The sequence below is a fragment of the Archangium sp. genome (assembly GCF_036388035.1).
GTDB lineage: Bacteria > Myxococcota > Myxococcia > Myxococcales > Myxococcaceae > Archangium.
The window spans coordinates 22,493-37,435 of the sequence record NZ_DASVSO010000845.1 but is presented as its reverse complement, the minus strand read 5'-3'; the positions used below and the strand labels follow the sequence as shown (position 1 = coordinate 37,435).

At 69.5% G+C, this 14,943-nt stretch carries 7 protein-coding genes and 1 pseudogene; 3 read left to right on the top strand and 5 right to left on the bottom strand.

The window, feature by feature from the left end; all coding sequences use genetic code 11:
* The 5 genes and pseudogenes from VF697_RS34915 to VF697_RS34895 all read right to left on the bottom strand — a co-directional run.
* Positions 1-1,711: pseudogene (locus tag VF697_RS34915) on the bottom strand (RCC1 repeat-containing protein); the annotation flags it as partial.
* A gap of 267 nt (positions 1,712-1,978) precedes the next feature.
* The gene (locus VF697_RS34910; protein WP_331101885.1) at positions 1,979-5,140 is read right to left on the bottom strand and encodes an efflux RND transporter permease subunit; all 3,162 of its coding nucleotides are present in this window, start codon (positions 5,138-5,140) and stop codon (positions 1,979-1,981) included.
* A gap of 12 nt (positions 5,141-5,152) precedes the next feature.
* Positions 5,153-6,646: an efflux RND transporter periplasmic adaptor subunit gene (locus VF697_RS34905; RefSeq protein ID WP_331101883.1), complete on the bottom strand. Its 1,494-nt coding sequence runs from the start codon at positions 6,644-6,646 to the stop codon at positions 5,153-5,155.
* Positions 6,647-7,053: 407 nt separating this feature from the next.
* Positions 7,054-7,950 carry a hypothetical protein gene (locus VF697_RS34900; protein WP_331101881.1) on the bottom strand — a complete coding sequence of 299 codons (897 nt, stop codon included), beginning with the start codon at positions 7,948-7,950 and terminating at the stop codon, positions 7,054-7,056.
* Positions 7,951-8,302: 352 nt separating this feature from the next.
* On the bottom strand, positions 8,303-9,106 hold the full coding sequence (locus VF697_RS34895; RefSeq protein ID WP_331101880.1) for a hypothetical protein: 804 nt from the start codon (positions 9,104-9,106) through the stop codon (positions 8,303-8,305).
* Between the two features lie 256 nt (positions 9,107-9,362).
* Between VF697_RS34895 and VF697_RS34890 the strand changes: the two genes are divergently transcribed.
* The 3 genes from VF697_RS34890 to VF697_RS34880 are packed head-to-tail and all read left to right on the top strand — an operon-like array spanning position 9,363 to position 14,873.
* A complete protein-coding gene (locus VF697_RS34890) occupies positions 9,363-13,313 on the top strand; it encodes a serine/threonine-protein kinase PknK (protein WP_331101879.1) in 3,951 nt (1,316 codons plus the stop codon).
* Between the two features lie 19 nt (positions 13,314-13,332).
* Positions 13,333-14,118, top strand: coding sequence for a DUF6310 domain-containing protein (locus VF697_RS34885; RefSeq protein ID WP_331101877.1), 786 nt, complete (start codon positions 13,333-13,335; stop codon positions 14,116-14,118).
* The gene (locus VF697_RS34880; protein WP_331101875.1) at positions 14,118-14,873 is read left to right on the top strand and encodes a DUF5953 family protein; all 756 of its coding nucleotides are present in this window, start codon (positions 14,118-14,120) and stop codon (positions 14,871-14,873) included. The genes VF697_RS34885 and VF697_RS34880 overlap by 1 nt, the downstream gene beginning before the upstream one ends.
* The last annotated feature ends 70 nt before the right edge of the window (positions 14,874-14,943 follow it).

Sequence of the window (14,943 nt, the reverse complement as noted above, 5' to 3'; positions counted from 1 at the left end):
CATCGCCGAGCTGGCCGTAGAAGTTGTAACCCCAGGCCCAGACGGTGCCGTCCTGGCGCAGCGCCAGGGTGTGGTCCCCACTGCCGGCGAGGGCGGTCACCCCGGTGAGCCCGGGCACCTGGGCGGGGGTGAGGCGAGAGGAGGTGGTCCCATCGCCGAGCTGGCCCTGGGAGTTGCCCCCCCAGGCCCAGGGGGTACCGTCCTGGCGCAGGGCCAGGGAGTGCTGGTTGCCCGCGAGGAGGGCGGTGACACCCGTCAGCGCAGGCACCTGGACAGGGGTGAAGCGGTGGGTCGTCTTCCCATTGCCGAGCTGGCCGACAGCGTTGGCCCCGAGAGCCTGGACGGTACCGTCGTCGAGCAGGGCCAGGGTGTGTTGGCTGCCGGAGGCGAGGGCCGTGACACCGGTCAGCCCGGGCACCTGGAAAGGCGTGGAGCGCGAGGTGGAGGGCCCCTCGCCGAGCTGGCCAAGGGAGTTGTCCCCCCAACCCCAGAGGGTGCCGTCCTGGCGCAGGACCAGGGAGTGATTGACGCCAGCGGCCACAGCGGTGGCGCCCGTCAGCCCGGACACCTGCACGGGAGTGGAGACCACCGAGGGGTTGGACGCATCGCCGGGCGTGCCCACCGGGGCGGCATGCCCCCAGGCCCAGACGGTGCCGTCCTGGCGCACGGCCAGGGAGTGGTTGGCGCTGGCGGCCACGGCGATGACGCCCGTCAGCCCGGCCACCTGGACGGGCGAGGAACGCGAGGTGGTGCTCCCATCGCCGAGCTGGCCGTAGTCGTTGACTCCCCAGGCCCAGACGGTGCCGTCCTGGCGCACAGCCAGGGCATGTCTGAAGCCAGCGGCCACGGTGGTGAGTCCTGTCAGTCCGGACACCTGGACAGGGAAGGAGCGCGAGGTGGTGGTCCCATCGCCGAGCTCACCCGAGCCGTTGCTCCCCCAGGCCCAGAGGGTGCCATCCTGGCGCACAGCCAGGGAGTGGCCGACGCCTGTGGCCAGGGCGGTGACGCCCGTCAGTCCGGACACCTGGACAGGGGAGGAGCGCGAGGTGGTGGTCCCATCACCGAGCTGACCCGAGCCGTTGCTCCCCCAGGCCCAGACGGTGCCGTCCTGGCGCACGGCCAGGGAGCAGCCGGAGCCGGCGGTCATGGCGGTGACGCCTGTCAGCCCGGACACCTGGACGGGCGTGGCGCGCGCGGCGGTGGTGGTTCCATCACCGAGCTGGCCCGACTGGTTGTGCCCCCAGGCCCAGACGGTACCGTCGCTGAGTCGAGCCAGGGAGTGGGTGTAGCCACTGGCGATGGCGAGGGTCCGGCAGCCAAGGAGCGAGAGGGAGAAGGACGTGGAGGCGGAGCCACCCTGCTCGTCCGAGGCCGTGACGGAGACAGAAACATCGCCGGTGCCGCGCTCGGAGCAGGCGGGGGCGGTCCACGTCACCTCGCTGGTGTTCTCCGTCTCGCTCGGGGTGCCGAGGGTGCCCGCGCTGGCCTCCCAGGAGAAGCGAAGCGAGCGGCTCCCGGCATCCCGCGCCGTTACACGAAGGGTGACCGTCCCCAGCGCCTGCGCGCGGGTGGCGGACTGCGTGCTCTCCAGGAGGGTGAGGGGCGTGGGGGTGGGCTTTTCCTCGCCGCAGCCAACGACGAGGGCGATCAGGAGCACGGCGACCGGCCCCAGGAAGCGCTTCGTCTTCCACGTCCACTGCATCCGCGTCATGGCCACCTCGGGTTGTGTACACCGCGGTCCTACTCCCGGTTGTGCTGGCCTTGAACAGGGCTTGTGCCAGGAGCACGGGGGGAATGTGTCAAAGGAGTCGTTCCCCGCGGGGCGTTGCTGTCTCCAAGACGGGAGGGGACTCCGGGTGACAGGTGGGACTGCCGGGCCCACGGGTTCAAGTCCCGTACTCCTCGCCGTGCCCCGTAGTGGCGCAGCCCGTTCCAGCCCCTGCCGGTCCGGTCTCACCCGTCACCCGGAAGCGGGGGCCTACCCCGCCAGGTCCGGCGCGCGGGTGCCCTCCGGGGGCGCGGCTGCCGGCTCGGTGCCCCCGCGCCGGCCGAACACGCGCTGCACCACCACGAAGAACAGGGGCACGAAGAAGATGCCGAGCAGCGTGCCCACCATCATGCCGCCGAGCACCCCCGTGCCGATGGCCCGCTGCGCGCCCGAGCCCGCGCCGGTGGCCAGCGCCAGCGGCAGCACGCCGAGCCCGAAGGCCAGAGAGGTCATCAGGATGGGCCGCAGGCGCGCACGCACCGCCGCCAGCGTGGCCTCCGTCAGCTCCATTCCCTTCTCGAAGTTCTCCTTCGCGAACTCGACGATGAGGATGGCGTTCTTGCTCGACAGGCCCACCGTGGTCAGCAGCGCCACCTGGAAGTAGATGTCGCGCTCCATCCCCCGCAGCGCGCTCGCCAGCACCGTGCCGAGGATGCCCAGCGGCGCCACCATCAGCACCGCCGTCGGGATGGTCCAGCTCTCGTACATGGCCGCCAGGCAGAGGAACACGATGAGCAGCGAGAGCGAGTAGAGCAGCGGCGTCTGGGCCCCCGCCGCGCGCTCCTGGTACGACTGCCCCGTCCACTCGAGCCCCACGCCCCGCGGCAACCCCGCCACCAGCCGCTCCACTTCCGCCATGGCGTCACCGGAGCTCACGCCCGGGGCCGCCTCGCCCATGATCTCCCTCGCCGACGCGCCGTTGTAGCGCTCGAGCCGGGGCGAGCCGAACCCCCAGCGCGTGCTCGCGAAGCTCGAGAAGGGCACCATCTCTCCCTGCCGGTTGCGCACCGACCAGCGCTGGAAGTCCTCGGGGACCATCCGGAACGGCGCGTCCGCCTGGAGGAACACGCGCTTGACGCGGCCCCGGTCGATGAAGTCGTCGATGTACTGGCCGCCCCACGCCGTGGAGAGGGTGGCGTTGATGTCCGCCATGGACAGCCCGAGCGCGCCGGCCTTCGCCACGTCCACGTCGACGCGGAACTGCGGCGTGTCGTCCTGGCCGTTCGGGCGCACGTTGGCGAGCAGCGGGCTCCGCGCCGCGGCACCGAGGAACTGGTCGCGGGCCGCGGTGAGCGCCTCGTGGCCCAGGCCGAGGTTGTCCTTGAGGTAGAAGACGAAGCCCGCCGAGGTACCGAGCTCGGGCATCGCCGGGGGCGGGAACGCGAAGGCGAGCGCGTCCTTGAGCTGGCTCAGCGCCCCCATGGCCCGCCCGGCCACCGCGTTGACGCCCAGCTCGGGGGACTTCCGCTCGGACCAGTCCTTGAGGTTGATGAACGCGATGCCGCTGTTCTGCCCGCTGCCGCCGAAGCTGAAGCCCTGCACGGTGAACAGCGAGGCCACGGTGGCCTTCTCGTCCTCGAGGAAGTGCCGCTCCACCCGCTCGATGACCTTCATGGTGCGCTCCTGCGTCGCGCCCACCGGCGTCTGCACCATGGAGAAGAGGAAGCCCTGGTCCTCCGAGGGCAGGAAGGAGGTCGGCAGCCGCGCGAACAGCACCCCCATCAGCACCACCATGGCGGCGAAGGTGAGCATGAAGCGCCGGCTCCGCGAGAGGATGCCCCGCACCGCCCCCTGGTAGCGGGCGTTGCCTCGGTCGAACTGGCGGTTGAACCAGCCGAAGAACCCGGTGTCGGACGCGTGGTGTCCCTTGGCGATGGGCTTGAGCATGGTCGCGCACAGCGCTGGCGTCAGCACCACCGCGACCAGCACCGAGAGCGCCATGGACGCCACGATGGTCACCGAGAACTGCCGGTAGATGACGCCGGTCACGCCCCCGAGGAACGCCATGGGCACGAACACCGCCGAGAGCACCAGGCCGATGCCGACCAGCGCGCCGGTGATCTGATCCATGGACTTGCGCGTGGCCTCGATGGGCGAGAGGCCCTCCTCGCTCATCAGGCGCTCCACGTTCTCCACCACCACGATGGCGTCGTCCACGAGCAGGCCGATGGCGAGCACCATGGCGAACATGGTCAGCATGTTGACCGAGTAGCCCAGCGCCGAGAGCACCCCGAACGTGCCGAGCAGCACCACCGGCACCGCGATGGTCGGGATGAGGGTCGCGCGAACGTTCTGCAGGAACAGGTACATCACCAGGAACACGAGGAGGATGGCCTCGAGCAGCGTCGTGACCACGCCCTTGATGGCCACGCGCACGAACGGCGTGGTGTCGAAGGGCGTCACCGCCTGGAGGCCCTTGGGGAACGAGGGCGCGAGCTCCTCGAGTGCCGCGACCACCCCCTGCGCGGTGCTCAGCGCGTTGGCCCCCGTGGCGAGCGACACCGCGACGCCCGTCGCGGGCTTGCCGTTGTAGCGGCTGATGATGCTGTAGTCCTCCGAGCCGAGCTCCACCCGCGCCACCTCACCGAGCCGCAGCGCCGAGCCGTCCGGGTTGCTGCGCAGGACGATGGCGCGGAACTGCTCCGGCGTCTGGAGGCGATCCTGGGCGGTGATGGCCGCGTTGAGCTGCTGGCCCGGGACGGCGGGCGTGCCACCCAGCTGGCCCACCACCACCTGCTGGTTCTGGGCGCGGATGGCGAGGGTGACGTCCCCCGGCGTGAGCCGGTAGGTGGCGAGCTTGTTCGGGTCCAGCCAGATGCGCATCGCGTACTTCGCGCCGAACACCTGGGTGCTGCCGACGCCGGGGACACGCGCGAGGGGGTCCACCATGTTCGCGGCGACGTAGTCCTGGATGTCGTCGCCCCCCATGCTGCCGTCCTCGGACACGAAGCCCACCACCATCAGGAAGCCCGAGCTCGCCTTGGTGACGCTGAGCCCCTGCTGCTGCACCACCTGCGGCAGAGAGGGCGTGGCCAGCTGCAGCTTGTTCTGCACCTGCACCTGGGCGATGTCCGGGTCGGTGCCGTGCTGGAACGTCAGCGTGAGGGTGGCGACCCCGTTCGACTCGCTCGTCGCGGACATGTAGAGCAGCCCGTCCAGCCCCTTCATGTTCTGCTCGATGACCTGCGTCACCGAGTCCTCCACCGCCTTCGCGGAGGCCCCGGGGTAGATGGCGGTGATGGTCACCGTGGGCGGCGCGATGGCCGGGTACTGGGAGATGGGCAGCCGCGCGATGGAGAGCGCGCCCGCGAGCATGATGATGATCGCCAGGACCCAGGCGAAGATGGGGCGGTCGATGAAGAAGCGTGCCATGGGGGGCTCCGGTCAGTGCTGGGAGGGGGCGGGCATGGTCTGGGGCTCGGCCCCGGGCCTGGCGCCCTCGGGTGCGGCGGCCTCCGTCACCTCCACCTGGGCGCCGGGCTGGACCTTCTGCAGGCCCTCGACGATGACCCGGTCCCCCGCGACCAGGCCCTCCTCGACCAGCCACCGGTCCCCCACCGTCTGGCTGACCTTGACCACCCGCGCCTCCACCTTGCCGTCCTTCCCCACCACCATGGCGGTGGCGTGGCCCTTGGGGTCGCGGGCCACGCCCTGCTGGGGCACGAGCAGCCCCTGCTCGCGCGCGCCGTTGCCGATCCGCGCGCGCACGTACATGCCCGGGAGCAGGACGTTGTCGGGGTTGGGCACGAGCACGCGCAGCCCGAAGGTGCCGGTGCTCGGGTCCACGCTGACGTCGGAGAAGGTCAGCTTGCCGGCGTGTGCGTAGCGGCTGCCATCCTCGAGCAGGAGCGTCACCGGCGTGCCGTCGGCGGTCTCGAGCCTGCCCGCCGCCACCTCCTTGCGCAGTCGCAGCAGCTCCCCGCTGGACTGGGTGAGGTCCACGTAGACCGGGTCGAGCTGCTGCACCGAGGTGAGCGCCTGGGGCTGGTTCGCGGTCACCAGCGCCCCCTGGGTGACGGACGAGCGGCCGATCCGGCCGGAGATGGGCGACACGATGCGGGCGTGGTCGAGCGTCACGCTCGCGCGCTGGAGCGCGGCCTGCGCGGCCTTCACGTCCGCCTCGGCCTGCCGGAGGGCGATCACCGCCCGCTCGTGGTCCTGCGGGCTGACCACCGCCTGCTCCGCGAGCTCCGTGGAGCGCCTGGCGTTCAGCTCCGCGGCCGTCAGGGCGGCCTTCGCGCGGTCGAGCGCGGCCTGCGCGCCCAGGTGCTCCGCGCGGTAGGCCGCGTCACTCAGCTGGTAGAGCGGCTGGCCCGCCTTGACCAGGGCGCCCTCGGTGAAGAGCCGGCGCTCGATGATGCCGTTGACCTGGGGGCGCACCTCCGCCACCAGGAACGCGCTGGTGCGACCGGGCAGCTCGCGCGTCAGCAGGACCGACTCCGACTTCAGGGTGACCACCGTGACGGGGACCGCACCGGGCGCCTCGGACGGTGCGGCCCCCTGGTTGCTGCACGCGAGCACGAGCACGGCGGCGAAGAGGAAGCCAGGGAGCGCCGGACGGGATGGGCGCGGGAGCGACGACATGGGGACCTCGAGGAAGGACCCCCCATATACATCGTCCCCAATGACCCGGCGCGTCAGAATGCGGGCCTGGTTCCCGGTGAAGATGTAGCTGGCAATGCCCTGGTAGACCCAGGGGCCGCCGCCCCCGCCCACCTCGTACCAGTTGGTGGTGTAGAAGTGATCCTCCGTGACGGAGTTGTAGTAGCGGTAGAGGGCCGCGCGCTGCGACGTGGTGGGCAGCCGCGAGTGCAGCAGGCGGTTGGGTGAGCCGGGACCGGCCCCCTTCACCACGTTGGTGGTCGCGTGCCAGAACACGTAGTCGGCCACCCGGGACGGCGAGGCCAGGCGAAGAGTGGCGCGACCAGCTCGAGTAGACCGCGGGCGTCAACTCTCCTGACCCAGGCGCCTGGCCGCCTGGCGCAAGTGCTGCTCGGCCAACTCCTTCACGAGCTCCGCGGCAGTCCGCCAAAGGTGTCAGACGATTCGTAGGACGCGAGGTGGTGGAGGGGCTCACCCGTGCCAAGGGGCATCCCTTGCGGCAGTTCGCTAGATTCTGCTGGGAGTTTCGCACCGCCCGGCGCGGGTTCGATTCCTTCCGCCTCCACCAGAGGTTGCCTGCCGCCAAGGTGGTGCTGCCGCAGGAGCTCCCGCGCTCGGGCCCGGGGCCCGGCGTACATCCCCCGTAGACACGGAGCCGGACCGTTTCTGAGGCCTGGGTGGGCTCAGGGCAGAGGGTGCACGCGGAGTTGCTGGGCCACCACCTTCTCCCCCACGTGTTGCCGGATGCCGAGCTGGAAGTGGAACCGCCAGCCCGTCTGGTCCCGGATGCCGAAGACCGAGACCGGCGACTGTGACCAGTCATTCCTTCCCGCGATCTGGGTTTTTAGTGCTGCGTAGTATGTCGACTTGGTCAGCCGTTTCGACGGGGTGTGGCCGTGGGGCCGCGCCTGCGAGTACAGCTTGTCCATGTATTCGATCGACCGGTCTGGCTGGTTCCCTTGCCCGGTCGGCCGGCTGGAGGGGCCTCCATTCCCGAGGTACTCGAGCAGCTCCACCGTGTCGGGGTCTCCCGAACCGGACGGGACGTTGGTGGTGCGCAGAGAGCGCTGCACCAAGGCGAGCCCATTCGCGTGGTACACCCATGGTTTCATGGGCTTGCCTGGGGAGGTCGAAACATAGACAGAGCAGCCGGTGAGCATGCTCGTGAAGAAGAAGTCCGCCTGCGTCCCCAGCTCGATGCAGGTGATCTGGTTCTGCCGCCACGGAAGGAAATAGGCCGGAAACCGGTTCGCACCCGGCTCCGGGTGGAAACGCACGACCGTATCGTGCTGCTCCGTCGTCATCTCGCAATGGACGAGGGTCGAACGTCGGCGCGAGTTCACGCTCGTCCTCAGGTCGACCAGCTTGAGCAGGTCACAATCCCGGATGTTGAACCGGTAGTTGTCGAAGTCCTGCGACCCCTTGGTGTTCGGACCCGTATCGTTCTGGCATGGGAGCAGGAACGGGGCCTCGCTCCACACAGACGAGGAGTCGCCATTCAGGTAATGCCGGATCAGCAGGCGATGGTTGCTCGCATACTCAAGGGGCTTTTCCGTGTAGAGATGGGAGACGGGGGGCATGGCGCTCAGGATAACAGCGGAGGTAACCGTTCACCAATTCAGGCGGTGAGCGCGAGCTGAGATACAGGCCCGAGAGGGTGTCAAAGAATTCGAGCGATCCGGCACGACGCGCGGCGGGAAGGAGTAGAGAGGAAAGCGCGCCGAGAAGTCTCCCCGCCTCCATCGATCCGCCTCCTCTTGGAACGCCGCGACGAAGGCACGGTACTGCTCGCGCAGCTCCTTCAACGCCTGGCGCGTGAAAGCATGCCCCCATGGCCGCGGGCTCCGCTCCAGCACCCTCTCCGGCATCTGATGAATCTCGAGGCCCCCGCCCAGCGCTCCTCCGATGGATGAAGCCTTGGTCCCGCGAGCCCTACTGCCCAAGCGAGGAGGGCGGCGGCTTGGCACTAAAAGCAGGCACGTAGCACTCGCCCTGGTATTCGTAGAGCACGTCCGGGCACGGGGCCTTGAGCTTATGCGGCGTCCAACAGGCTCCGATGATCTCCACCTCGGCGTAGCGGGTGCAGGGAGGACGCTTCTGTCCTTTGAAAGGCTCGCGCGGCAGCGGACGGGCGAGCACGGATTCTCCAGCGTCCGAGGTGTCCACGAGTGTACCGCTGGCGAAAGGATCATCCGGCGTCCCGGCGGACTCCTGTGCGTCGTAGCCCGTCAGCACGGGAGGGGGGTCCACCCGCGGTTCCGAGCCGCTCGGCGGTGGGAACTCGGAGGTCAAACGCACCAGCGCCAAGAGCAGGGCGCCCACCGTGGCGGCGCCCACCACGCCCAACCCCAGGCGCCACCGGAGGTGGGGCTCGTGGGTATCGGACAAGGTACGGGCCATGCGCCGCGCTTCCTCGAGCACCCCCTCCAACGTGAACAGCAGCGACTCCGCCGACTGCCTGTCCTGGGCCCTGGCCCAGTCGGTGTGCTCCACCTCCATGGCGGAGTAGCCCCGTGAGGCCCAGAATTCGAGGAGCACCCGCCAGTGTTTCCGGGGTGCCTTTTCCTCCTCGGCGGCGTGCTTGCGCACCAGGGCCGTGGCCCCGCTCGTCTCGTTCTTGGCCAGGTAGAGTTCCTCCTGGCTGCAATGGGACTGCTGCACCTGCTCCTGGAGCAGGTACGGCCCCAACCGCTCTAGTCCATCCCCGCTCACCTCGGGCTTCTTCTTCTCGTCCATGCGTGCTCCTCACGGGCCTCTCCACCTGCTGAAGGCCAGGTGCGGGTGTTCGCATGGACTACGCCCGACTTCCAGGAGGTACTCGGTGCGTCAGGTGGGGGCCTACTCACCAGGGGAAGGTGCCGGGGAAGGTGTCACAGGACTCACTGCGGGAGTTCGCTCTCGGGGTGTTGCCACCTGCCCGGTGGCCCGGGGGTGACTTCGAGGATGGGTGTGTCCTCGGGTATTGTTGCCCGCCGAGCGCCAGCACACCGCCATGGACGACAAGACCGCCTCTCCCCCCGCCAACCCCCCCGGAACGCTGCCCATGGGGACGATCATCGCAGGCCGCTTCATCCTTGAGTCCTTGGCGGGCCGGGGAGGGATGGGCCTCGTGTACCGCGCCGTCGATTCCTCCACGGGCCGGACCGTTGCCCTCAAGCTGCTGCATGCCGTCACCTCGCCGGAGGTCGCCTACCGCTTCAATCGCGAGGCCGTGCTGCTGGCCGAGTTGCGTCACCCCGGCATCGTCTCCTACGTGGCGCATGGTTCCACCGAGGCGCACCAGCCCTACCTGGCCATGGAGTGGCTCGAAGGGGAGGACCTGGCACGGCGTCTGGCCCGCCAGCCGCTCAGCCTATCCGAGACGCTCTCCCTGTTGCGCCGGGCCGCCGAGGCGCTCGCCACCGCCCACCAAAAGCGCATCGTCCACCGCGATCTCAAACCTTCCAACCTCTTCCTGCGAGGGGGCCGGCCCCAGGAGGTCATGCTGCTGGACTTTGGTCTGGCGCGTTACGCCACGCGCTCGCTGGGGGCGGTGACGGGGACGGGGACGGTGGTGGGCACGCCGGGATACATGGCGCCGGAGCAGGCCTCCAGTGCGTCGGAGATTCCTCCCGCGGCGGACATCTTCTCGCTGGGCTGCGTGCTGTACGAATGCCTCACGGGCCGGCCGCCCTTCGCGGCGCCACACTTCGCCGCCACGCTGGCGAAGATTCTGCACGCCGAGCCGGCGCGCTTGGAGTCGCTGTGCCCGGGCCTGCCCGTGGGCCTGCAGGTACTGGTGGACCAGATGCTGGCCAAGGATCCGCGGCGCAGGCTGTCGGACGCCTCCAGCCTGTTGGCGGCGCTCGGAGCCCTGGAGTCCGTCCCCGAGCTGCTGCTGCCGCGCGCCGGGGCGGAGCCGCGCATCGACAGCGGGGCGGAGGGCGAGCAGAAGCTCGTCAGTGTCCTGTTGGTGTCCCTCGCCAGCGGCGCCCAAGATGAGACGGCGGATTGGGATCAGGGCATGGCGCTGCGCGACGTGCTGCGCAAGGACCTGGCGGCCCTTCAGGGAGCCCAGGTGGAGCTGTTGGCGGATGGCTCGCTGGTGGCCACGCTGGCGGCGGAGCGTGGCACGGCCACGGACCAGGCGGCGCTGGCGGCGCGCTGCGCCCTCACCCTCAAGGAGCGCTGGCCCGAAGCCGAGGTGGCGCTGGCCACGGGCCTGGGGATCTTCAACGAGCGGCTGCCGGTGGGCGAGGCCATGGACAGGGCAGGACGGTTGCTGCGCCAGCTCGAGAGCACGCCCTCCGCTTTCGTGTTGATGGACGATGTCTCGGCCGGCCTGTTGGGGCCGGGCTTCCAGCTCTCCCGCTCCGACTCGGGCACCTTCGTGCTGCATGGCGAGCGGCTCGACGCCGACGCCTCCCGCCCGCTGTTGGGCAAGCCCACCCAGTGTGTCGGCCGGGAGCAGGAGCTGGCGCTGCTCAACTTCACCTTCACTGCCTGTGTCGAGGAGTCCTCCGCCCGGGCCCTGTTGGTGACGGCCGCGGCGGGCGTGGGCAAATCCCGGCTGCGCCACGAGTTCCTCCGCCGCATGGAGGCCCGGGAGCAGCCGCCACTGGTGCTACTGGGGCGCGGAGACCCGATGAGCACGGGCGCCTCGTACGGTCTGCTGGGCCAGGCGCTCCGGAGGCTGTGCGCGGTGGGAGAAGGAGAGAGCCTGGAGGCGCGGCGCATCCGGCTGTACCAGCGGGTGGCCATGCACCTACCCGAGGCGAAGGCCCAGGAGGCGGTGGAATTCCTGGGCGAGCTGTGCGCCATTCCCTTCCCCGAGGAGGGCAGTCCCCGGCTGCATGCGGCGCGGGGTGATCCGCAGTTGATGAGCGCGCAGGTGGGCCGAGCCCTGGTGACCTTCTTGAAGGCCGAGTGTGTCCGGCAACCGGTGCTGCTGGTGCTGGAGGACCTGCACTGGAGCGATGCGCTGACGGTGAAGCTGGTGGACGTGTTGCTGCGGGAGCTGGCCGAGCAGCCCTTCCTGGTGCTGGCGCTGGCCCGGCCCGAGGTGAAGGAGCTCTTCCCGGGACTGTGGGCAAGGCGCCTGCAGGAGCTGTCACTCAATGGCTTGAGCCGTAAGGCCTGCGCGCGTCTGGCGCGTGAGGTGTTGGGCGCCCAGGTGCCCGAGACCGTGGTGCAGCGGGCGGTGGAGCAATCGGACGGCAACGCCCTGTTCCTGGAGGAGCTCATCCGCATGGCTGCGGAGGGGCGAGGGGAGGCGGCGCCGGAGACGGTGTTGGCGGTGCTGCAGGCCCGTCTGCTGCGGATGGAGTATGGGGCGCGCCAGGTGCTACTGGCCGCCAGCATCTTCGGCCGCGCCTTCTGGCCTGGGGGCGTGGCTTCGCTGTTGGGCCGCCAGAACGAGCAGGTGCCGTTGGAGCAGCACCTGCAACTGCTGGTGGAGCAGGAGGTCATCGAGCCGCTACCCGACAGCCGCTTTCCCACCGAGAAACAATACCGGTTCCGCCATGCCCTGCTGCGGGATGCGGCCTACGGCCTGGTGCCCGACAGCCAGCGGCCCATGGGCCACCAGATCGCGGCGGCCTGGTTGGAGCGGCTGGGCGAGTTGGATGAGTTGGTGCTCGCCACGCACTTCCAGTGGGGGCAGCAGCCGGAGCGTGCCATCCACTTCTACACCCGGGCCGCCGAGCGGCTCTTCGAACGCAACGACTTGCAGGGCGCGCTGCGGTGCGTGGAGCCGGCCCTGGCGTGTGGGGTGAGCGGCGAGGCCCTCGCCCGGCTGCGGTCGCTCCAGGCCATCGTGTTCTTCTGGATGGCTCAGCTCCCCAGGGCCCTGGAGCTAGGCATCCCGGCATTGCAGGGACTGAAGGCGGGCAGTCCCTTGTGGTGCAGGTTGATCGGGATGCTGATCCTCAGTGACATCTATTCCAGACGTTCGGAACTGGTGTCCAGCCTGCGTGAGGTGTTGGTGCACACCACGCCGGAGCCCGAAGCGGTCGGGTCCTATATCGAGGCCGTTGTCGTCGTGGAATGCACACTCATCTGGTCCGGCGAGCGCCAGAACGCGGAAACCCAGCTCGGGCGGCTCATGGAAATGGGCGCTGGCGTGATGGCCCACTCGCCCATAACGCGGGGGTTCATGGGTTTGTTGAAGAGCTACACCGTCTACTTCTTCGAAGCCTGTCCGTGGCGGAGCTTCGAGATAGCCAAGCAGGGGCAGCGGGATTTCAGCGCTGTCGGTTCGGAGCGGACCGCGCTCGTGATGCAGGTGCTGTCGGGGATGTGCCTGGCGGCCACAGGAGATCTGCCGGGGACGGTGGCGATCCTGAGGGAGGCGCTGGCCACCGCGAGACGCACGGAGCAACACCTCATGGTGGAGAGTACCCTGTTCATTCTGGGCATGACGCTGGCCGACAGTCCCGAGCAGGTGGATCGGCAGGAGTCACACGCCTGGGCGCGCGAGTGGGTGGAGCGGGAGTGCGCCTATCCCTTCATCCCGGGAATGGCCAGTGCCGTGCTGGCGCGGATGGCGGCGGCAAAGGGCGCGCTACGCGAAGCCGAGTCCCATGCACGCAAGGCGTGTGAGCTGCTGGAGCCATTCCTGATCTACGTGGTATACGCGCGCGCGGTCCTCAGCACCATCCTGCTCGCCCAGGGGCGCGCCACGGAGGCGCGGGAGGTGGCGGAGCTGGGCGTGAGGGAGCTGGAGCGGATGCGCAGCGAGGGCGTCTACGCGGTGGCCATGCACCTGGCGCTGGTGGAGGCCTGCTTCGCGCAGGGGGATGTGAACGCGGGAGAAGCGGCCCTGCACGAAGCCCTGCGGTGCGTGCGGGCCCGTGCCAGCGACTTCCCTGATCCCGAGGCGCGCGAGCGGTTCCTGCACCAGGTGTCCGAGAATGCCCGGACCCTGGAGCTGGCCCGTCAGCGCTGGGGCGAAGCCGAGGCGTAGGGCTGCGTGGTCCAACTTGGTGGAGCGGTGCTTCTACGCGCTCGACCACGAGCGGGTGCGGTTCAGGGACACCACGGGGCGGTGCTCGGTAGCATCCATGGGCGCCGGGGCGCTTGGCATCGGGGTCTGTGTCCTCGCCGCCCCGGAAATAGCCCTGGGGGCGGTGGTCGTCGCCGGCGTGGTGGTGGTGGGCTTCGCGATCTCAGAGGCGCTGGAGGCGTACGAGAAGCGGGGCCGTCCCCAGGTGCGGCCGCCGCCCACGCCGCCCGTGCCCGAGGCGCGGCCCGTGCCCGAGACACGGCCCGTGCCGGAAGCGCGCCCAGTGGCCGAGACGAAGCCGGTCACACAGGAGCCCGAGAGAAAGCGGCGGCCAAAGCCGGAGCCACAGGGAGAGGACAGGCCACCCCCGCTGCCACCCGAGCCCACCGACAGGGAGCGAGACCGCAAGTGCGAGGCCATTCCGGTGCCGCATTCAGGCGGCAACAAGGCACACAACAGGTGCGCCGACTGGTATCCGCCCAACCGCTGGCCCGGGAAGGATGCACATGTCGATGGCAAGAACTTCGACGCGCTTCAGGTGGGAGTGAGGGTGCTGTGGGAGCTCAAGGTCGAGTACTTCGACGAATACAGCGACTTCCTCAAGGGGATCACGGTCAAGAAGGAGGTCAAGGAGTTCAGGGCGTACCGGGCGACTGCTCTGGCCTGTGGGTATACCTTCAAAGTGGGGGTGATCAGCGAGGCCCACAAAGCCGCTCTGCTGGATGAGGACGACAGTTTTGATATCGTCGTCACAGGGTGCAAATGATGACTACTCGGGCTCGCCTCCATCTGCATGTCTTCGCGCCAGCTCTCACGAGCGACGACGGGCGGCCGCTCGCGGCTGTTGAAGGGATGGAGCGGGCTCTCCCCGGCTTGCGGTTGGCGTGGCGGGTCTCGGACGCGGGGCGGCCCGTCGCGCTTCCTCAGCGCACGGCGTGGCTCGCGGAGTCGGCCGCGGACGGTGAGTTTGGGTTGCTGTGCAATGGGGACGAGAGCTACCCGGTGTTGATGGATGGGCAGCGAGAGAGTGCGATTGCGAGTCCAGGGGGCGAGCCGTTGCTTATCGTCCATGCCAAGCTCCCCCAGGACGAGCCCGTTGTCGCTGCGGCAGCGGACCTGCTGGAGAACGTCGCGGAAGGCGTGCGCGCCACGTGGGGAACCGTGGCCCCCGGGCCCGTGAGGCAGGTCATTGCAGCGCAAGTAGGGCCGAAGCTCGGGAATCCGGACGGGCCGCCTCTTGGGCTGCCAATGCTCAAGCTCCCGTGGAACATCCGCTCGCCCAGAGTTCCCAGGTACCTTGGGTGGATCAACTACTGGTCGGCTGCGGCTGCGGAGGCCATCGGCTTCCCGGACCCCTCGCGCGATGCCGAGCTGCTGGCGCGGGCCCGGCGGACGGCGTCGGGTGGGTGGGTGGTGAGCCTCACCGCAGCGCCCCTCGACTTGGACAAGCCCGAGCACCTGAACGCCCTCAAGCGAGCCTATGAGCGCTTCCCGGAGATCGGTGGGCGCTCGGAGGCGTGAAGAAGCTGCGGCGAAGGTGCCAAAGGACTTGTTCCGACACCTCGCGTCCTACGAATGGTCTGACACCTTC

What these genes read in the sequence shown, in the direction of transcription:
- VF697_RS34910 (WP_331101885.1), bottom strand. Translation starts at nt 5,140, where the DNA reads ATGGCACGCTTCTTCATCGACCGCCCCATCTTCGCCTGGGTCCTGGCG.
- VF697_RS34900 (WP_331101881.1), bottom strand. Translation starts at nt 7,950, where the DNA reads ATGCCCCCCGTCTCCCATCTCTACACGGAAAAGCCCCTTGAGTATGCG.
- VF697_RS34895 (WP_331101880.1), bottom strand. Translation starts at nt 9,106, where the DNA reads ATGGACGAGAAGAAGAAGCCCGAGGTGAGCGGGGATGGACTAGAGCGG.
- VF697_RS34890 (WP_331101879.1), top strand. Translation starts at nt 9,363, where the DNA reads ATGGACGACAAGACCGCCTCTCCCCCCGCCAACCCCCCCGGAACGCTG.
- VF697_RS34880 (WP_331101875.1), top strand. Translation starts at nt 14,118, where the DNA reads ATGACTACTCGGGCTCGCCTCCATCTGCATGTCTTCGCGCCAGCTCTC.